An 18,587-nucleotide genomic window follows, 5' to 3' on the forward strand; every position below is an offset into this window, starting at 1 on the left:
GCGGTAGCCCTAAACACCGACGCTGTTCCGTGATAGGATTATAGGCCTTCAGAGAACAGCCTGCCCCGACAGAGGGCGGCACGGTGGAGGGGACATAAGATGAAAACGAGATACCTTCTCGCATCGGCCAGCGTATTTGTGCTGGGCGGTTGCCAGATGATTCATGGCTGGCTCAATCCTGAGACGGAAGAAAGCACGCTGGTCGCGCCGGTGGAGCTGGAGGAGATTGACCTGGCTATCCGCGCAGGGGCGCCGCTTTTTGACGGGATGGGGGATTTCCACCGGCCAATCACAACTGGCAGCGCGGACGCCCAGAGATATTTTGACCAGGGCATGGTGCTGGCTTTCGGCTTCAACCATGCCGAAAGCATCCGATCCTTCCGGGCGGCGCAAAAACTCGATCCGGAATGTGCCATGTGTTTCTGGGGAGAGGCGCTGGCGACCGGGCCAAACATCAATGTGACCAGCAATGGCAAGGCCGTCATGTCGATGGAAGACCGGGAAGCGGCCTATGTTGCGGTGCAGAAGGCCATGGCGCTGAGGCAAACGGCGAGCCCGGCCGAACAGGCGCTGATCGAGGCGTTGGCGACGCGCTACAGCGCTGACTTCACCGCCGAACGGGAACCTCAGGACATTGCATGGGCCGAGGCGATGGCCGCCTATGTGGCCGCCTATCCGGAGGACAATGACGCCGCCGCGATTTATGCCGAGGCGTGGATGAACACCATGCCGTGGGATTACTGGTCGGCCGATGGCGTAGCAAAACCCGAGACGGTGAAGGTGATCGAAGCGCTGGAGACAACAATTGCGCGGGCGCCGGATCATCCGCTTGCGTTGCATCTCTATATCCATGCCGTGGAAGCGTCCGATGATCCGGGGCGGGCAGAAGCAGCCGCTGACCGGCTGATCGCGCTGGTGCCGGGATCGGGGCATCTGGTGCATATGCCGGCGCACATCTTCTGGCGCGTGGGTCGCTATGATGACGCCGCCGCGGCCAACATACTGGCGGCGCAGGTGGACGAGGATTACATAGCCCAGTGCAATGCGCAGGGGTTTTATCCGGCGCTTTACTACCCGCACAACATCCATTTCCTGTGGGCGGCGGCGAGCATGTCCGGCCAGAGCGCAGTGGCGCTGGAGGCAGCGCAGAAGCTGGCAGATAACGTCCGTATCGAGCAGGTGGAGCAATTCCCGACAGTCGAGTTTTTCCGGACCATCCCGCTGCTGGCGCAGGTGCAGTTTGGAAAGTGGGAGGACATTCTGGCCACGGAGGCGCCACCGACGGACCGTGATTATTCAAGAGGCATCTGGCATTACGCACGCGGCGTCGCGCTTGCGCGGACAGGCGAGGCGGCGCTGGCGAAGGCAGAGGAAGCAGAGCTGGCCAAGCTGAAGGATACGGTCCAGATCCAGTTCCTTGCGACCAATGACTATCCGGCGACGCTTCTGATGAACATTGCCGATGAGCTATTGCTGGGCGAAATTGCCAAGGCCGGAGGCGATACCGCAGAAGCAGTGGCGCGGTTTGAAGCGGCGGTCGCCCTGCAGGACCAGTTGCCCTACACAGAGCCGCCTTTCTGGTATTATCCCACACGGCAATCGCTTGGCGAGGCCCTTATGGACGCCGAGCGCTATGCTGACGCTGAAGCAGTTTACCGGCGAGACCTCAAGGACCATCCGCATAATGGCTGGTCGATGGCGGGCCTGATCGGCGCGCTGGAGGCGCAGGGCAGGGCCGAAGAGGCAGGCCAGCTCAAGCATCACTTCGAGATGGCCTGGGCCAAGGCGGATGTGGCGTTGAGCGGTTCCCGGCTATAAAGGTCGTGCACTGAAGACCAGAGGTCAAAACTCTATCGCGCTGGCATAGCCCTTCGCCTGTTCGCGCAGCATGGACATGCGTTCGGCGGTATCCGCACCGAAAAAGGCTTCGCCGACGCGGTCGATATAGGGGATGAGGTGTTTGGCGAGGTCGTCTTCGCTGGCGGGCCGACCCCGGATTGCGGTGTGAAGTTCATCTGCCATCTGAAGGGGGATGAGGGCGGCGAGGAGGATCTGCTCGCGCCGGGCGTCTGACCACTGATCTTTCCTGGCGATGAGTTCGTCGTCCCAGTAGCGATCTTCGGCGTCGACCAGCATCGGCTCATAGACGGTCTCGTAGAAGTATTCGGTGAGGCCGGCAAGCTGGCGGTCGGCGGGGTGTCCGGTGATTGCCGTGCAGATTGTCTCGAACGGGTTGTCCTTATCCGGACCTAGATTGCCGACGATGTTGTAGCCGGTGATGTAGGCGGTTCGCCAGACATGCTCGTGTTCGAGCTGCTCGGGCGTCATGTCGTCAATATACATCTCGCGGTCGAATCGGCTGGCATGCGTGGCGAGCGCTGCGACGATGCCGGCCTGCGCAGCGGCTGTTGGCGTTTGCGCCCGCGCCGGAGGTGACTTTGGCGTTTCTTTCTTGCCTGACAGACTGCCGATGATGCCGAGCGCAATGACGACGACAATTGCGATGATCACCCATGTCTGAGCGCTGGAAAAAGCCATGATGTCCCCCTTGTTTCTTGCGACTCCGGCTGAAAACGGGGGAAGGGTTGGCCAATAGGATTAACATAGTCTTTTGCGGACAAGGCCGTAGGCGACATTTCCGGCCCGGCTGGGCCGGGCTGCCCCCTTGTTCAGGGGGTACGGGCGCCCGGCGCCGCCCCCTAGAGACGTTGGCTGCACAACAGAACCTGAAGGGGGCGACTGCCATGCGCGCGACGATCATCGGCTTATCCATTCTGACACTTGCGGCCTGCCAGGGCGGCGAGGCCGCGCCTGCCAAGGCCGCCGGTCCTTGTGCAAATGTGAAGCCGATCCTCGATGCGCGGGGAGAAGCCGAACCTTTCCTGAGCCTGCGGGGCGAAAACCGGATGATGGGGGAAATGCCGCTGCCGGACAGCTATCTGGGACAGCATGATGCTTTCGGGAAGACCTGCAACACCAGCGTCATGCGGGGATTCGGGAGTGGGGCGATCTACACCTACAGCTGTACCCTGTTTGAGGGAAAATCAATGAACCGGGACGGCGACCAGGCCGAAGCAGAAGCCGCGTTCACCAAGGCCGCCGAAGAGATGAAGGCGTGTGTCGGCGAAGGCTGGGAGATTGCCGAAGACACCGAAGACATGGACTTCGAGATCTATCGGAAGTTCACTTACGCGCCGGCGGAGATGCCCAGTAGCTCCAGCGGGATTACGGTCGATCCGGCATTCCTGGAAATGAGCTATACGCCTTTCATGCGCGGCCGGGGCGGCCCTTCCGGCTGGCTGGTGGTGCTGCAGGTTCAGGGGCAGGTGGATAAACCTGCCGGCGAATGAGCTGAGGGGCCGAGAGGCGGCGCGCCGACGCCGTCCCTTGCTCGCCGCAACAGGGGCTGGACGTTGAACAAAGCTGAACGGTATCGTTCACTTCACATTCAGCGCTTGCGCCCTATACGGCGGGATATGAAACGGATTGTAACCTTCTTTCTTGCTGTTGGCCTTATGGGTGTGCCGGTTGCGTCCGCGCAGTCTGGTGGCAATCCCTGGGCCAACCAGTTTTCCCCCGGACAGGCCCGTGAGGCCGTCCGCGAGGGCAAAACCGTTCCCCTGAACAAGATTTTTCAGAAGCTGAAGCGCGAATATGGAGGGTACCAGCTTGGCGCGGAGCTTTACTCGCGTGAAGATGGGACCACCTTCTACGAAATCGACTGGATGACCGAAGATGGCCGCAAGGCACATTTTACGGTTGACGCGCAGAGCGGGTCGGTTCTGGAACGGCACGGCGGCTAAAGCGTTTCTGAAGGTCCCAACGGAGAAGTTACATGCGTATCCTGGTAGTTGAAGATGATGCAGACCTCCGCCGGCAGCTGGCCGATGTGCTGTCGCAGTCCGGCTATGCGGTGGACCTTGCCGCCGATGGCGAGGACGGCCAGTTCCTGGGCGAGACCGAGCCTTATGACGCCGTGGTGCTGGACCTTGGCTTGCCCAAGATTGATGGCGTCAGCGTCCTGAAAAGCTGGCGCAAGGAAGGGAAGACCTTCCCTGTGCTGATCCTGACCGCCCGCGATCAGTGGAGCGAGAAGGTTTCGGGCTTCGATGCGGGCGCTGACGACTACCTCACCAAGCCCTTCATCACCGAAGAATTGCTGGCGCGCCTGCGGGCGCTGCTGCGCCGGGCGGCTGGCCATTCGGCCGCGACGCTGGAAGCTGGCAAGCTGATGGTGGACACGCGGGCTGCCCGCGCCACGGTCAACGGCGAGCCGATCAAGCTGACGGCGCACGAATACCGCGTTCTTTCCTACCTGATGCACCATCAGGGCCGGGTTGTACCGCGGACGGAGCTGGTGGAGCATATTTACGATCAGGATTTTGACCGCGATTCGAACACGATCGAGGTGTTCATTGGCCGTCTGCGCCGGAAGATTGGCCAGGACCGGATCCAGACCGAACGCGGGCTTGGTTATCGCCTGATCGTGCCTGAGGATGATGCCCGCGTTGCGGGCTGACCCCGAACGCGGCTAGACCGCCTCTATGAGCGAGGCTGACACTCCCAAGAAAAGTCTGATTGACCGCTGGTCCGGCGTTTCGCTGGCCCGGCGCGTCATGATTGCGGCGGCGATCTGGGGGATGGTTGTGCTGATCGGAGGCGCGCTGGCGCTGTCGGCGCTGTACCGCGCGCAGACACTCTCGCTGATCGAAGACGACCTGCGGCAGACGCTGATCACCCTGTCGCGCGAGCTGACGCGGGAAGATGCGTTCCTTTCCGATGGCCGGGTGACGGATACGGACCGGGACTTCTTCTCGAACGATGCGCGCTTCCAGGTGCAGTATTCCGGGCATTACTGGGCGGTGGTTGGCCTGACGCCAGAGCTGCAGATCGCCGGGGATTTCCGCTCCCGCAGCCTGTGGGATGAGGCCGTACCCGTAACGCCGGACCTGATCCGTAGGGCGGTCGATCTTCCGGGGGTTACACAGTATTCAAACTATCCGGGGCCGGCGGACCAGGTGTCGCGCGTGGCGGCCATGGCGATCATCGTGGAGAACCGCGAGACGCCGCTGGTGCTGGTGGCCGCCGCCGACAGAACGCCCAATGATGAAGCGGCCACGCGCTTCCGCAACATGCTGCTGGGCACGATGATTGCGCTGTTTGGGGGCGTTTTTGCCGCTATGTTGATTGCGGTGAGATATTCGCTGAACCCGCTGCGCAATCTGGCAGAAGACGTGGTGAAGGTGCGTGAGGGCGAAACGCAGAAGCTTTCCGGCGGATATCCGGCCGAAGTCCGCCCACTGACGGAAGAGTTGAACAAGCTGATCGAGCATAACCGCGAGGTGGTCGAGCGTGCCCGTACGCATGTGGGCAATCTGGCGCATGCACTGAAGACACCGCTGGCGGTGCTGCGCAATGAAGCCAAGGGCGCAACGCAACTGGACGATGTGGTGCGCCGGCAGGCTGAGGCAATGCAGACCAATGTGGAGCATTACCTGAAGCGCGCACGCATGGCGGCGCGGGCAGAGGCGCTGGGCGCACGCACGGAAGTGCGCCCCGTACTCGATGGCTTGGCGCGCATGCTGAACCGGCTGTTTGATGCGCGGGGTATTGAAGTCATAGTAACCGGCGGGGAGGGGGGCACTTTCCGCGGCGAGCAACAGGATTTTGAGGAGATGGCAGGCAACCTCATGGAGAACGCCTGCAAATGGGCGCGGAGCGAGGTTCTGGTGACAATCAGCGACGGCGCTGAGGGGCTGGTGATCTCGGTGGAAGACGACGGGCCAGGCCTGACACCGGAGCAACGCGCAGGCGCGCTGAAGCGCGGGGTGCGGCTAGATGAAACAACACCGGGGACTGGGCTCGGCCTCTCGATTGTTACAGAATTGGCCGAGCTGCATAAGGGCAGCTTCGAACTTGGCGATGCGGCCCTTGGCGGCCTGAAGGCAACCCTCAGATTTCCCCGGCCATGAAACCAGTCAACATCATCATTCTCGGCAGCTGCCTCGCGCTTGGCGCGGCGGGCTATTTCATGATCGGCAAGCCCGGCATGGCGGATCAGCCGATGGCGGAGCGGCAGGCGGAATTGATCGAAAGGGTGCGTACGGACCCGGAATCGCTGACTGAGGCGGAGATGCTTTCGCGCCTTGAGCAGGCGGTGATCGACAAACCCGAAGACCCGCAGCCGCACTACTTCATCGGCGAAATCCTGCGCACCAAGGGCCGTACGGAAGACGCTGTGCGGGCCTATCAATCCGCGCTGCGCCGGGATCAGGACTTTGTGCCTGCGCTGGTCGGGCTGGCCGATGTGCTGACCCAGCTGAGCGAGGGGGCTATCGGGCCGGACGCAACGCGGCTTTATGCGCGCGCCTACGAGCTCGACGAGACGCAGGTGAGCGCCGGGATGCGAGCAGCCATGGGCGCGGCGCAGGCCGGCGAACAGGAGAAGGCCGAGCAGGCCATGCGTTATATCTATTCGCGCCTGCCCGAAGACGATCCGCGCCGCGAGCGCTTCCGCCCCATGATTGAGGCGATCGGACAGGCGCCGCCAGAAGCGGAATAAGCGCTCCATCTGCCGCACTCCCCAAGGGGGGCGGGCCAGCCTATAACCTTGGCTATGCGCGCACGTACCCGACGCCTTTACGCTTTTGGCATCGCCGCCCTGCTCGTGGCAGCAGCGGCAGCCCTCGCTTTCTTCGCCCTGCGCGAAAACGCCAACCTGTTCTACACGCCGGAAGTTCTGGCGGAAAAAGGCCTGCCCGAGGCGGGACGCGAAGTGAAGGTTGGCGGCTGGGTGGAGCCTGGATCGCTGACCTATACCGATGGCGGGGCGACCATGCGCTTCATCGTGATCGACAACAGCCCGCACACGATTTCCGTAAACTTTACCGGCGTTGCGCCGGACCTGTTCCGCGAGGGGCAGGGCGTTGTGGCGATTGGCAAGTTCTCTGACGCCGGCGAGTTCACCGCGCGCCAGCTGCTGGCCAAGCATGACGAAAACTATCAACCGCGCGAACTGAAGCCGCTTGAGGCGGGCGGATGATCGAGCTTGGACATTTCGCGGCGTTCCTGGCGCTTGGCCTGTCTCTGGCGCAGGCCATCCTTGGCCTGAAAGGTGAACGCCGGCTCTCCGGCATGGTGGCGATCCTTGCCTTTGGCGCGATGTCGTTATCGTTCCTGACGTTGATCTTTGCCTTCATGCAGTCGGATTTCTCCGTCGCGCTGGTGACCAACAATTCCCACACGCTGAAGCCGATGATCTACAAGATCGCCGGTGCCTGGGGGAATCATGAGGGCTCGATGGCGCTCTGGTGCCTCGTAACGCTGGGCTTTGGCGCCGTCGCAGCGGCGACGATGAAAACGGGCCGTCCGCAGTTTGAAGCGCGGGCGCTGGGCGTGCAGGGCCTGCTGGCCGTCGGCACGCTAGCCTATCTGTTGTTTGCGTCTTCGCCCTTCCTGCGCATGGACCCTGCGCCGTTTCAGGGCGCGGGCCTGAACCCGCTGCTGCAGGACCCCGCGCTCGCCCTGCACCCGCCGATGCTGTATCTCGGCTATGTAGGCTATTCCTTCGTATTCGCGCTGGCTGCTGCTGGCTTGATGGAGGGGCGGATTGACCGCGTTTGGGCGAAGGAAGCCCGCATTTGGTCTCTGGCAGCGTTCGCTCCGCTGACCCTCGGTATCGCACTCGGTTCCTATTGGGCCTATTACGAGCTTGGTTGGGGTGGTTGGTGGTTCTGGGACCCGGTGGAGAATGCGTCCCTGATGCCCTGGCTGATCGGCGCCGCGCTGCTGCACTCGGTCATCGTCACGGAGAAACGAGAGAGCTTTTCGGCGTGGACCGTGCTGCTGTCGGTACTCGCCTTCCTGTTCTCCATCCTTGGTGCGTTTCTTGTTCGCTCCGGCGTTTTGACTTCGGTTCATGCATTCGCCGTTGATCCCGAGCGCGGCACGCTGCTGCTAATGGGGCTACTGGCCTATGGCGGCTTTGCGCTTGGCCTGTTTGCAATCCGCGCGCCGTTGCTCGCGGGTGGCAAGCCCTGGCAATTGCTGAGCCGTGAAGGCGCGCTGATGGCGAACAATGTCGTCCTGATTGTGGCGACACTGACGGTCCTGCTGGGAACATTGTTCCCGCTGATCGCAGAGGCGTTTGGACGTACGATTTCCGTTGGTGAACCCTATTTCAATCTCACATTTGTGCCGATCCTTGTGTTGATCCTGCTGATCCTGCCGGTGGTTCAGGCCTGGGCTTGGGGCAAGGCGGACCTGAAGGGCTGGACACGCTGGGCCATTGGCGGCGCCGTGCTTACGGCGATCTTCCTGCTGCTTGGCGTTGGGCCGTTGAACATTCCTCTCGGCGCAGCTTTCGGGATTGCGCTTGGCCTGTGGCTCGTCTTTGGCGGTGTCTGGGAAATGAAGCGCCGGGCGATCACGCTGGGGCGCATTTTCAAGCTGCCGGCGCGCGTCTGGGCGATGACACTGGCGCATGTCGGGCTTGGCCTGTTCGTGATTGGTGCGGTGGTCGAAACCAGTGGACGCTATGAGGCGACGCTGGCGCTGGCCGAGGGCGGCACCGGATCGGTCGCCGGCTGGGCGATCACACTGGACAATGTTTATTCCGTGGAAGGACCGAACTGGTATGCCGACAAGGCGGTGCTGACGGCGCGCAAGGGCAGTAGCAATGCCCTGCTGGAACCAATGAAGCGCTTCTATCCGGCAGCGATGATGCCAACGACGGAAACGGCGATCTACAAGACCGGGACGGGCGACCTCTACATTGCACTTGGTGAACAACGAGACATCGATGGCGAAGCGCGCTGGGTGTTTCGCGTCTACTACAATCCGATGGTGGATCTTCTGTATCTCGGTGTTGTGCTGATCGGCGTTGGCGGGCTGCTGGCCATGTGGCCGGCGCGCAAGGCCACTAAGCGCGCGGCAAGCGAAGCGTAGCTTTCAGACCGGGGCGGTCAGTCGGACCGTTGGCCGTGCCGAGAATGAGTTGGCCGCGATGCAGCTCCGCAACGGACTCGACCAGCGCCAGACCAAGGCCTGAGCCTGGCAGCGTCCGCGCCGAGTCGAGCCGGTGGAAACGCTGGGTGACCTTGTCGCGCTTGTCTTCCGGAATGCCGGGACCTGAATCGATCACCGTGAGATCAATCATGCCTTCCGGCGTACGGTTGGCGGTAAAGCTGATGCTTCCACCTTCGGGCGTGTATTTGACTGCATTGTCCAGAAGGTTGGCGAGGGCCTGGCCGATCAGGTCCTTGTCGCCGAGGATCACGAGATTGCGGGCGATCTGGCTCTTGAAGCCAAGGTTTGCTTCTTCACAGGCGGGATCGAAGAGTTCGGCAAGTTGCTCGGCCAGTTCGCTAAGGTCCATCCGGGTGAGAGTGCCTTCCGAGCCGGCATCGAGGCGGGCGAGGCGGAGGATGGCGTTGAAGGTGTCGAGCACGCGGTCGACTTCCTGCAGCGTGGTTCCGAGTGTCTCGTTGGCGGCGTCTTCCGAGAGGGGTTGGCTGAGCGCCAGCTCCAGCCGGTTGCGCAGGCGCGTCAGCGGCGAGCGCAGGTCGTGTGCGATCGCGTCGCCCGTGTGGCGCGAGGATTCAACCAGCTTCTGAATCTGGTCGAGCATCGCATTGAGCCGCTGCGCGAGGCGGTCGAATTCGTCGCCCGATCCGCGAACTGGCATCCGGCGGCCAAGTTCACCGCCCATGACGGCCTCGGTTGTCTTGGCGAGTTCGTCGGCACGGTTCGCCGCGCCGCGAGAGATGAGCAGGCCGCCTGCAAGTGAGAGGATGAGCGCAATGGGCACGGCAACGTAAACAGCGTTGCGGATGCGCCCGACGATCACTGTCTGCTGCGCAGTGTCAAAGGCGACCATCAGCGCGCCGCCATTGTCTCGCAGGCGAACGATGCGGCCGGCTGCCGGGCGGAGGGTGGATGTGCCGTCAGCCTGTGGCAGCTCGAAATCGAAATAGACGGTTTTCATGCCCACGGCTGGGGGCTCTGCCGGCAGGCGGGGGAAGTGACCCGCGATTTTCCGGCCAGAGGAGTCCTCAAGGTAATAGAAAAACTGCGAGCCGGAGAGCGTCATCCGCTCGAAAACGGACTGGCTGAGACGCTCCATGCCGCCGGTGTAGTAGGCGTTGGCGAGCTGCTCAAACTCCACCGTAATCCGGTTCTCGGACTCGGCGCGGATATAGTAGACCGTTGAATAGTATAGATAAACGAGCAGGGCGCCCGAGAACGCCGCGATCATTGCGGAGTAGAGGATCGTCAGCTTGAAGGTGGTGGTGCGCGCAAATGCGGGCATCGCCTTCTTGATCTGCGCCATGAAGGGCAGGCCCGCCCAGGCTTTGCCGATGCCGCGCCAGACGCTGCGGATGCTGCGGCCAACAACACGCAAAGGGCGCAGGATCTGCGCCCGGTCAGGCACCATGGGTGCCAGCCATGAGGGAAGTTGGAGCGGCGATTTCATGGCGCGTTACGTGCCAGCGCCGCTCCAAAAGGTCTAGCCCTGGCTCTGAAGACGATATCCGGCCCCACGAACCGTCTGAAGCAGCGGTTCGCCGAACTCCTTGTCGATCTTGGCGCGCAGGCGCGAGATGTGAACATCGATGACGTTGGTTTGCGGGTCGAAATTATAGTCCCAGACTTTCTCCAGAAGCATCGTACGGGTCACCACCTGACCCGCATGTCGCATCAGGTATTCCAGCAGGCGGAACTCGCGCGGCTGAAGGTCGATCTTCTTGCCCGCGCGGGTCACCTTGCGGGTCAGGAGGTTCATTTCCAGATCGCCGGTCTTCAGAACCGTCACCGGAGCTTCAGCAGGAACCTGCCGGCGGCCGAGCGCTTCCACGCGAGCGGCGAGCTCTGCGGGGGCAAATGGCTTGGCCAGATAGTCTTCAGCGCCGGCGCGAAGGCCCTGCACCTTGTTCTGCACGTCGCCCAGAGCCGACAGGAAGAGGGCCGGCGTGGTGCCGCCAGCCGCCCGAAACTCCTGGAGCAGTGTCAGGCCATCCTTCTCCGGCAGCATCCGGTCGACCACCAAGGCGTCGAACTCGGAAGACCGCGCCTTGGCAAGGCCGGAGGCACCATCGCTGGCGCGCTCCACACTATGTCCGGCGTCCGTCAGAACCTTCTCAATGAAGCTGGCCATTTCATTGTCGTCCTCGATCACGAGGACCTTCAGCGAAGTGGTGGACTCGTCTTCGACCATGCTGGTCTCCATCAACGTCATGTTAGCTCCTTCAGCCTGCCGGCAAGTCTACGGTGCTGTAAGTGGTGGCCTGACCGACACGGACCGCCAGGAGGATCTTCGACCGCTTGGCGGCCTTGGCATCCTTCACGGTTTTCTCGAAGGCCTCGACTGTCGGCACAGGTTGGCCGTTGGCTTCCAGAATGACCAGACCTTTTTCAAAGCCAGCCTTTCCAAAGATGCCATCCGGAGACACTTCGGTGATCATCAGGCCGGTATCTGCCGGGCGCAGACCGAGGCGCACGCGCACGTCTTCGGTCATCGGGTCGAGGCGAACACCGAAGTCATCCAGGAAAGCGCCGGGGACGCCGGAGGACTGGTTACGGTTCGCATTCGGCGACGTCTGGTTGCCCTGTGAGGCATACGGATCTTCCGGACGCTCACCGACGACGACATTGATATTCTGGCGCTTGCCGTTGCGAATGATTTCGAACTTGTTCGAGGTGTTCGCAATCAGGCGGGCGACGATACGGGTTGTCGAGGTTGCATCCGTCACCTTCTGGCCGTTGACCGAAAGGATGATGTCGTTGCGCAGCAGGCCGGCTTTTTCGGCGGGGCTACCTACCGTGACGTCGGCAACGAGCGCGCCGCTGGCATCTTCGATGCCGAGGGCTTCAGCGAATTCAGGTGTCAGGTCACCGATCTGAACACCCAGCCAGCCACGGGACACGCGGCCGTCCTTGATGAGGATATCGGTCACTTCCTTCGCAAGCTCTGCCGGGATGGCGAAGCCGATGCCGACCGAGCCGCCCGACGGCGACAGGATCTGCGAGTTCACGCCGATGACGTTGCCCAGAAGGTCGAAGGTCGGGCCGCCGGAGTTGCCGCGGTTGATCGGTGCGTCGATCTGGATGAAGTCCGTGTACGGGCTGGCAGCGCCAAGTTCGCGGCCGTCAGCCGAGAGGATACCGGCTGTTGCAGTGCCGCCGAGCCCGAAGGGGTTGCCCAGGGCGACAACCCAGTCACCCTTGCGCACTTCCTTCGAGGAGCCGAACTTCACATAGGGGTATTTGCCCTTGTCCTTCACGCGCAGTACGGCGAGGTCCGTCTGGCGGTCCGTACCAACAAGTTCAGCATCCAGCTCCTTGCCGTCAGAGGTAACGATCTGGATTTGCGTGGCGCGGTCGATGACGTGGTGATTGGTGACGACGAGGCCATCTTCGGAAATGAAGAAGCCGGAGCCGAGCGAGCGTGCTTCACGCTGGCGCGGTGTATCCTGCGGGGCGGGGCGCTGCTGGAAGAATTCTTCCATGCCGGGCACACCTCGGAATTGCTCAAGGAAACCTTCCGCCCCGGACAAGGGCGAGACATCCTGAGTTGAAATCACGTTCACGCTGACGACCGCCGGCTCGACTTTCTCAATCAGGTCCGCGAAGCTCAGCGGGGCGCCGGGGGGCGCTTGGATCGCTATGGGCTGAGCTCCGGCTTCGGGCGCGACAAGCTTCGGTACCGAGATCGCGCTCCCCATGATTGCAGCTCCGAAGGCAGCCGCCACGAGTGCCTGGGCCGAAATCCCGAATTTGCGCATCTAACTCTCCAGATCGCTGAATTTGCGTCAGTATTGACGCATTCCAAGACATAAACATGCCACGACAAGAGTGGTCATTAAAAGACAGTTAGGTGCCAACACGCTCGCTTGAAGTCCCCCCGCACGGGAAGTTTCCACAAGTGTGGTTATCTTGTCAGGCGTCTTCAGGCTCGACTGGCCCGCATTTTCGTTTCGCATTTGCCGCCAGCGAGAGGCCGATTCCCACGCCGGCGCCGAGCAGGACAAAGGGAAGTAGCCACAGAAGCCAGCTGGCTGGATCACGCGCCGGGGGGCGGAACAGGACGAACTCGCCATAGCGGCTGACGAACCAGTCGCGGATTTCCTTGTCGCTGGCACCTTCGCCGACCATTTCGCGTATCCGGTCGCGCATGTCCTCCGCGATCGGTGCGGAAGACTGCGAAACCGGCTCGTTTTCGCAGGCAACGCAGCGCACCTCGCGCATCAGCGCCTGTGCGCGCGCTTCGGCAGCCGGATCTTCCAGAGGCGCACTGGCGGCAAAGGCGACGAGGACGGAGGCGAGCAGCGCTTTCATGCGACCCTTCCTAGCAGGCGCAGGCCGGAGGTGGAAAGGCGCGGCGATGTCTCAGGCGTTCGCCTCTTCCGGCTCTTCCGGATGCAGGGTCGTTTCGAGGATTTCCAGAAGCTGGGCTTCCTTTTCCTCGATGTGTCCATCGGCTTCCGCGATCTGCCGCAGCACGTTTTTCAGGGACGTGATGCCATTCTCGTTCAGCAGCTTGTTGGCGAACGAGACCATACGGTCGAGCGAGGGAATATCGTCCGGGCGCTGGCAACGCTCTCGGAAGGCTTCCCGGTCCAAACCGCCGAACGCTTCGGTGGCTTTCGTTTCTGCCGCCACGATCTCGCGGTCATCGACGGAACCATCGATCGTGACCATCAGGGCCAGGAAATCCACGAGCAGGAAGCCGAACACTTCGTCGAGGCTCTGCTCGGCGGGTTGTTCCTTGGGCCACATCTCGCTCATCAGATGGTATTGCAGCGAGGTCAGGTCCTCTTCGAGGGCGAGCATGTTGTCGAGGCCTTCGGTGACCTTTGGCGCGCCATAGAAGCGGTGCAGGACGGCGTCTTCCGCGCAGATCTCCCCAAGGTTCAGCCCGAATGCGGCAAGGCGGTCTTCTGTGGGCGGATGGGTGTCGACTGGGTGGCGCACGCTGTCGCCCAGGGCGAATTCCAGCAGCGGCGCAATGCGGCTGCGATCCACATCGATACGGACGCTTTCGGTAAAACTGCGCACGATGTTGCGTGAGAATCGGCCCTGCATCCCGCGAGAGACGACCATCTCCATCTGGCTGCCCCACATGGAGCCGAGGAGCGAGGATTTGAGCAGGGAATAAGCGATGTCCTGCGGCGATGAAACCGCAGCGCCATGCTGGTCAGCCCGGTGTTCACGGGATCGCCCGATGCGGCGTTCGACCACCGAAAAGGCGTAGATCAGATCGTCGATCAGAAGCTTGGAGGGCAGGGACAGGAGCCGCGTAATGGGCCGCCCCTTGGCGGAAAACACTTCGCTCGCATTTGTCAGACCCAGGTAAACCGGCGCAAAGCGGATGGTGTAAGAGGTGTCGCCGCCAGTGAAATGGCCCAGCTCATGGCCGATCACTGCGCGTAGTTCGCCTTCGGTGAAATGGCTCATCAGGGGTAGAGAAAGGAATAGCGTCTGCCCCTGGAGGGGGCCTTTGCCGTAGGGCGTATAGACCGGCGCGGACGTAGCAAAGAATGTCGGGTCGAGGCCGATAAGCACATTATCTGGCATGCGGGCATTCAGCGTCTTGGCAATGTCGCGCACCATCAGGCCGAGGCGCGGATACTCGTAGAAGCTGATCGGACGGGCGGCGACATAGCTTTTGGGCCGGGTGAAAAAGACGCCGAGACCGCGCAGGATGGCATATGCTGCGCCAAGACCGATCACGGCGAAGACGCCGATCAGGATATCGCTTTCAATCGCGAAGAAATGGGCGAGCGTCAGATAGGTACCCGCCGCGAAGATCGAGAAATGGACGAGCGATACGATGCCGACAACCAGTGTGATCAGAAAGGCATAGGGCCAGAAGCCGAACGACAGCACCGTGCGGTTCGCGCCGAGAATGGTTGCTACCAGCCGCGACAGCGGAACAATGGCAAAGGACAGGAGCAGAATGGCCGTGGAGACGATGGAGAGCCAGCCAAACGGCGTTGCCTCACCGCAGGCGTTACCCAGCGGGTCTGCGATGATGCTGCCTGCGCAGGAAAGCGAGCCCGTGACGGCGCCCTGAAGGCCGGCGCCTTCTTCCCAATAACGCGCAATCGTTACACCGATGCCCAGAAGCGGGATCACCGTCAGAACAGCGACCAGGCGCAGAAGTCTCAGCATGATTACGTCCCCCTCACGGGGAGAACGAAAACCCGAAACCGGGCGCTGTCAATCTGGCGTTCGATTGTGACCCCCCAACCTTGAGGGCCGTGCCTCAGATGACACCGTCCCGGCGCATCACCGTTTCCTCGGATTCGTGGGAGAGATAGGCAAGGATTTCCGTGCGCCCGTTCATCTTGACGACATAGGTCCCCAGAAAGGTCGATGTGACCCGGCCGGTTCTGGCTTTGTCGAACGTCATCGACCAGCGGACCGTGACCAGATAGTGCAGCGGAGCTACCTCTTCTGCCGAGACCAACTCCGCTTCGAGGCCGGAAAGGCCCAGATGGGTCTTCATCAGCTTCTCGCGTTCTGTCAGGGCAATCCTGTAGGCATCGTCGACCTTCCAGGCAGCAAAGCTGTCAGGCGAGGATTCAATATAGGTCGGCGCGTAGGCCGCCGCGATAGTCTCGATATCGCCGGCAAGGGATGCCTGCGCGTACAGGTCAAAGAAGCGCTTCAGCGTCTGTCCGCGCGTTTCGGCCATATCGGCACTCCGTATTGTCTGGGGCTCCGTAGCAAGGGATTGCTACGGTTGTGCGTCCGGGATGTGATAAGTCCAAGACGCATGACGCCGCGAAAGGTTGCGAACCGGTTTGTCGCAAGCCGAACGCTCGGCTAAGCCTTGGCCCATGCTGAATATCCGCCCGATTCAATCCACGCCTGAAGCGGCCCTTGCAGCCGCGGCCGATCATGCTCCTTACCTGCGCCGCCTGGCAGAGCGGGGGGTGGGGCAGGACTTCAATGCGGCCCTGAAGGCGGTGATCACGCTGCCACGGGGAATGGCCGTTGCGGATGTGATGGCCGAGCTGCGCAAGGCCAAGGCAGCCGCCCACCTGTCTTTGGCGACCGCCGACCTTTCCGGCACGCTGGACGTGATGGATGTGACACGGCACCTGACCGAGTTTGCAGGCGCGAGCCTTGAAGTGGCCCTGCAAACGGCGCTGGCGGCGCGCGGGCTGAAATCGGATGGCATCTTCGTAATCGCGCTGGGCAAGATGGGCGCCTTCGAACTTAATTATTCCAGCGACATTGATGTCTGCGCTTTCTACGACCGCGCCCAGTTTGATGGCGGTGACCGGGACCCTGGCGACGCCGCGCAGCGCGTCGTGCGCGAGATGGTGCGCATCATGGAGGAGCTGACGGCGGGCGGCTACGTCTTCCGCACCGATCTGCGCCTGCGCCCCGATCCCGGCTCAACGCCGGTCGCCGTTTCGACCAGCATGGCCGACGTATATTATGAGAGCCAGGGCCAGAATTGGGAGCGGATGGTCTGGATCAAGGGCCGCCCTGCAGCAGGCGATATTCAGGCAGCGGATCGTTTCCAGAAACGGCTTGAGCCCTTCGTCTGGCGCCGTAATCTCGACTATTGGGCCATCGGCGACATTCAGGCCATCAAGCGGATGATCAACACCAAGGTCGGGGACGACACATTCGCGGCGGTTTCGCCGGACGTAAAACTTTCGCCCGGCGGTATTCGTGAGATCGAGTTCTTTGTTCAGACGCAGCAATTGATCCTTGGCGGGCGCGAGCCTTCACTGCGGGACAACTCGACCCTCGGCGCAATGAAGGCGTTGCAGGCCGCAGGCGTTGTTTCCAGCCAAACGGCAGCGGAACTGACAACCGCCTACAAGGCACTGCGCAATGTGGAACACCGTATCCAGATGCGTCAGGACGAACAGACGCACACCGTTCCGGCCGATCCGGCGGAACGGGAGTCGGTTGCATATCTGTGCGGCTATGGAAACCTCGCCGACTTTGACCGCGATCTTCTGGAAACCCGCAAGCTGGTCCAGTCGGCCTATGATGCGTTGTTTGCACAGGAAGACCGGGCGGCGGAAACCCATGACATCGGCAACCTTGTCTTTACCGGCGTGGATGATGATCCGGGAACGGTAAAAACGCTGAGCGGTCTGGGTTTTTCCAATCCTTCTGCCGCGATCGACACGATCCGCAATTGGCACCGGGGCCGGGTTCCGGCAACGCGCACCGCGCGTGGGCGGGAAATCCTGACGGCGATCCTGCCGGGTATGCTGAAGGCGATGGGCGCAACTGGCGAGCCGGACGAAGCGTTCCGCTGGTTCTCGCGCTTCTTTGAAGGGCTGTCTTCGGGCGTGCAGACGCTTTCCATGCTGCTGGCACGGCCAGACTTGCTGGACGACCTCGTTTCCACGCTGGCGCTGGCGCCGCGCCTTGCTCAGATCCTTGCGCGCCGGCCAGACCTTCTCGAAGCGCTGGTGTCGAATGTCATGCCGCGAGCGCCGGAGTTGACGCCGGAAGTTTCATTCGATGCCGCGATGGATGGCTGGCGGCGGTATCACCGCGAACAGAGTTTCCTTGTTGGCCACCGATTGCTGCACGGCCTTCTGCCAACGGATCAGGCAGCGAAAGCCTGGACAGACCTTGCCGATGAAACCATCCGGCAGATGTCCAGCGCAGCAGAAGCGGAAACGACGCGCCGCAATGGTGAGGTGCCGGGTCGCTGGGCGGTGTTCGCGATGGGCAAGCTTGGCGGCGGCGAACTGACCGCCGGATCGGATCTCGACATCATCCTCATCTACGATTCGCAGGCGGATGATACGCAGACATGGTTCACCCGTCTGACCCAGCGCCTAATTACGGCATTGACCGCGCCGACTGCCGAAGGCGCGCTTTATGAGGTCGACATGCGCCTGCGCCCCTCCGGGCGTGCAGGGCCTGTCGCGGTCGGCCTCTCGGCGTTTCGTCATTACCAGAATGAAGAAGCCTGGACCTGGGAGCATATGGCGCTCACCCGCCTGCGCTTTGTGGCAGGCGATGATACGCTGGGGCGTGAAGTGCTCGGCATTGCTGCGGATGCAATCTGCCAGCGGGCACGCAGTGAAAAGCGCAAGGCGATTGCGGGCGATGTTACTGGCATGCGGGAAACGCTCTACCGCGAGAAGCCTGGCAAGGGGCTCTGGGATCTGAAGACGGCCGAGGGCGGACTGATCGACATAGAGTTCATGGTGCAGAAGGAAATGCTGCTGCGGGGGCGGGCGGACCTTATCCGTCCCGCGACGGCGCTGGCGTTGTCCGGATTGGCGGATGCAGACGAGAGTCAGGCGTCGGAGGAGGCGGAGGATTGGCGGTTCCTGCGAGCGGCCTTGCACCTTTTGTCCTCGATGCAACAGATACAGCGCCTGGCCCTTGGCGATGGCGATCCGGGTGAGGACGTCATTCCGGAAGGCCTTAAGAACCGCTTCTGCCGGGCGGCCGCCGAAGAGGAAGGCTTTGAAGTGCTGGAAGAGCGCCTGCGGGAGGTAAAAACCCGTGTGCATTCAATGGCCCGGAAAAAACTGCAGCTGAGCGCGACGGAATCCTGAACCCCTGCCGTTTCATAGTCGCTGGGAGTTGAA

General features: G+C 62.0%; 16 protein-coding genes. 9 read left to right on the forward strand and 7 right to left on the reverse strand.

Features of this window, described 5'->3' with window-relative positions; translation table 11 throughout:
* The first annotated feature begins 99 nt into the window (after nucleotides 1-99).
* Nucleotides 100-1,818, forward strand: coding sequence for a hypothetical protein (locus K1X12_RS10315; protein ID WP_220987513.1), 1,719 nt, complete (start codon nucleotides 100-102; stop codon nucleotides 1,816-1,818).
* Between the two features lie 24 nt (nucleotides 1,819-1,842).
* On the opposite strand, the gene K1X12_RS10320 is transcribed toward K1X12_RS10315, so the two are convergent.
* A complete protein-coding gene (locus tag K1X12_RS10320; protein ID WP_220987514.1) occupies nucleotides 1,843-2,538 on the reverse strand; it encodes a hypothetical protein in 696 nt (231 codons plus the stop codon).
* Nucleotides 2,539-2,744: 206 nt separating this feature from the next.
* Here K1X12_RS10320 and K1X12_RS10325 point away from each other — a divergent pair, with 206 nt between their 5' ends.
* From K1X12_RS10325 to K1X12_RS10355, 7 genes are all read left to right on the forward strand, one after another.
* Nucleotides 2,745-3,350, forward strand: coding sequence for a hypothetical protein (locus K1X12_RS10325; RefSeq protein WP_220987515.1), 606 nt, complete (start codon nucleotides 2,745-2,747; stop codon nucleotides 3,348-3,350).
* A gap of 126 nt (nucleotides 3,351-3,476) precedes the next feature.
* Entirely contained in the window at nucleotides 3,477-3,803 is a 327-nt protein-coding gene (locus tag K1X12_RS10330) for a PepSY domain-containing protein (protein WP_220987516.1), read from the forward strand.
* 32 nt (nucleotides 3,804-3,835) lie between these two features.
* A complete protein-coding gene (locus K1X12_RS10335; protein ID WP_220987517.1) occupies nucleotides 3,836-4,519 on the forward strand; it encodes a response regulator transcription factor in 684 nt (227 codons plus the stop codon).
* Between the two features lie 25 nt (nucleotides 4,520-4,544).
* Nucleotides 4,545-5,972: an ATP-binding protein gene (locus K1X12_RS10340; protein WP_220987518.1), complete on the forward strand. Its 1,428-nt coding sequence runs from the start codon at nucleotides 4,545-4,547 to the stop codon at nucleotides 5,970-5,972.
* Nucleotides 5,969-6,562: a tetratricopeptide repeat protein gene (locus K1X12_RS10345; protein WP_220987519.1), complete on the forward strand. Its 594-nt coding sequence runs from the start codon at nucleotides 5,969-5,971 to the stop codon at nucleotides 6,560-6,562. Before K1X12_RS10340 ends, K1X12_RS10345 begins: the two co-directional genes overlap by 4 nt.
* A gap of 54 nt (nucleotides 6,563-6,616) precedes the next feature.
* Nucleotides 6,617-7,042 (forward strand): cytochrome c maturation protein CcmE, encoded by a 426-nt coding sequence (locus K1X12_RS10350; protein WP_220987520.1) that lies wholly within the window; start codon nucleotides 6,617-6,619, stop codon nucleotides 7,040-7,042.
* Entirely contained in the window at nucleotides 7,039-8,946 is a 1,908-nt protein-coding gene (locus K1X12_RS10355; protein WP_220987521.1) for a heme lyase CcmF/NrfE family subunit, read from the forward strand. Before K1X12_RS10350 ends, K1X12_RS10355 begins: the two co-directional genes overlap by 4 nt.
* Here the strand turns inward: K1X12_RS10355 and K1X12_RS10360 are convergent.
* The 6 genes from K1X12_RS10360 to K1X12_RS10385 all read right to left on the reverse strand — a co-directional run bounded on the left by K1X12_RS10360 (nucleotide 8,921) and on the right by K1X12_RS10385 (nucleotide 15,697).
* The gene (locus K1X12_RS10360) at nucleotides 8,921-10,474 is read right to left on the reverse strand and encodes a sensor histidine kinase (RefSeq protein WP_220987522.1); all 1,554 of its coding nucleotides are present in this window, start codon (nucleotides 10,472-10,474) and stop codon (nucleotides 8,921-8,923) included. The genes K1X12_RS10355 and K1X12_RS10360 overlap by 26 nt on opposite strands.
* A gap of 33 nt (nucleotides 10,475-10,507) precedes the next feature.
* Nucleotides 10,508-11,236, reverse strand: a complete 729-nt coding sequence (locus tag K1X12_RS10365) for a response regulator transcription factor (RefSeq protein ID WP_304608254.1) — start codon at nucleotides 11,234-11,236, stop codon at nucleotides 10,508-10,510.
* A gap of 10 nt (nucleotides 11,237-11,246) precedes the next feature.
* The gene (locus K1X12_RS10370) at nucleotides 11,247-12,782 is read right to left on the reverse strand and encodes a Do family serine endopeptidase (RefSeq protein ID WP_220987523.1); all 1,536 of its coding nucleotides are present in this window, start codon (nucleotides 12,780-12,782) and stop codon (nucleotides 11,247-11,249) included.
* Nucleotides 12,783-12,936: 154 nt separating this feature from the next.
* A complete protein-coding gene (locus tag K1X12_RS10375) occupies nucleotides 12,937-13,335 on the reverse strand; it encodes a cytochrome c-type biogenesis protein (RefSeq protein ID WP_220987524.1) in 399 nt (132 codons plus the stop codon).
* A 51-nt stretch (nucleotides 13,336-13,386) separates the two neighbouring features.
* The gene (locus tag K1X12_RS10380) at nucleotides 13,387-15,171 is read right to left on the reverse strand and encodes a M48 family metalloprotease (RefSeq protein ID WP_220987525.1); all 1,785 of its coding nucleotides are present in this window, start codon (nucleotides 15,169-15,171) and stop codon (nucleotides 13,387-13,389) included.
* A 94-nt stretch (nucleotides 15,172-15,265) separates the two neighbouring features.
* A complete protein-coding gene (locus K1X12_RS10385; RefSeq protein WP_220987526.1) occupies nucleotides 15,266-15,697 on the reverse strand; it encodes a hypothetical protein in 432 nt (143 codons plus the stop codon).
* Nucleotides 15,698-15,842: 145 nt separating this feature from the next.
* Here K1X12_RS10385 and K1X12_RS10390 point away from each other — a divergent pair, with 145 nt between their 5' ends.
* Complete coding sequence (locus K1X12_RS10390) at nucleotides 15,843-18,554, forward strand: bifunctional [glutamine synthetase] adenylyltransferase/[glutamine synthetase]-adenylyl-L-tyrosine phosphorylase (protein ID WP_225907940.1); 2,712 nt, start codon at nucleotides 15,843-15,845, stop codon at nucleotides 18,552-18,554.
* The last annotated feature ends 33 nt before the right edge of the window (nucleotides 18,555-18,587 follow it).

The organism is Hyphomonas sediminis, from assembly GCF_019679475.1.
GTDB lineage: Bacteria > Pseudomonadota > Alphaproteobacteria > Caulobacterales > Hyphomonadaceae > Hyphomonas > Hyphomonas sediminis.

Excerpts from the sequence above, each read along its gene's own strand:
- K1X12_RS10385 (WP_220987526.1), bottom strand. The coding sequence starts at position 15,697 with ATGGCCGAAACGCGCGGACAGACGCTGAAGCGCTTCTTTGACCTGTAC.
- K1X12_RS10335 (WP_220987517.1), top strand. The coding sequence starts at position 3,836 with ATGCGTATCCTGGTAGTTGAAGATGATGCAGACCTCCGCCGGCAGCTG.
- K1X12_RS10390 (WP_225907940.1), top strand. The coding sequence starts at position 15,843 with ATGCTGAATATCCGCCCGATTCAATCCACGCCTGAAGCGGCCCTTGCA.
- K1X12_RS10340 (WP_220987518.1), top strand. The coding sequence starts at position 4,545 with ATGAGCGAGGCTGACACTCCCAAGAAAAGTCTGATTGACCGCTGGTCC.
- K1X12_RS10365 (WP_304608254.1), bottom strand. The coding sequence starts at position 11,236 with ATGACGTTGATGGAGACCAGCATGGTCGAAGACGAGTCCACCACTTCG.
- K1X12_RS10355 (WP_220987521.1), top strand. The coding sequence starts at position 7,039 with ATGATCGAGCTTGGACATTTCGCGGCGTTCCTGGCGCTTGGCCTGTCT.
- K1X12_RS10375 (WP_220987524.1), bottom strand. The coding sequence starts at position 13,335 with ATGAAAGCGCTGCTCGCCTCCGTCCTCGTCGCCTTTGCCGCCAGTGCG.
- K1X12_RS10330 (WP_220987516.1), top strand. The coding sequence starts at position 3,477 with ATGAAACGGATTGTAACCTTCTTTCTTGCTGTTGGCCTTATGGGTGTG.
- K1X12_RS10315 (WP_220987513.1), top strand. The coding sequence starts at position 100 with ATGAAAACGAGATACCTTCTCGCATCGGCCAGCGTATTTGTGCTGGGC.
- K1X12_RS10360 (WP_220987522.1), bottom strand. The coding sequence starts at position 10,474 with ATGAAATCGCCGCTCCAACTTCCCTCATGGCTGGCACCCATGGTGCCT.
- K1X12_RS10380 (WP_220987525.1), bottom strand. The coding sequence starts at position 15,171 with ATGCTGAGACTTCTGCGCCTGGTCGCTGTTCTGACGGTGATCCCGCTT.
- K1X12_RS10325 (WP_220987515.1), top strand. The coding sequence starts at position 2,745 with ATGCGCGCGACGATCATCGGCTTATCCATTCTGACACTTGCGGCCTGC.
- K1X12_RS10345 (WP_220987519.1), top strand. The coding sequence starts at position 5,969 with ATGAAACCAGTCAACATCATCATTCTCGGCAGCTGCCTCGCGCTTGGC.
- K1X12_RS10350 (WP_220987520.1), top strand. The coding sequence starts at position 6,617 with ATGCGCGCACGTACCCGACGCCTTTACGCTTTTGGCATCGCCGCCCTG.
- K1X12_RS10370 (WP_220987523.1), bottom strand. The coding sequence starts at position 12,782 with ATGCGCAAATTCGGGATTTCGGCCCAGGCACTCGTGGCGGCTGCCTTC.
- K1X12_RS10320 (WP_220987514.1), bottom strand. The coding sequence starts at position 2,538 with ATGGCTTTTTCCAGCGCTCAGACATGGGTGATCATCGCAATTGTCGTC.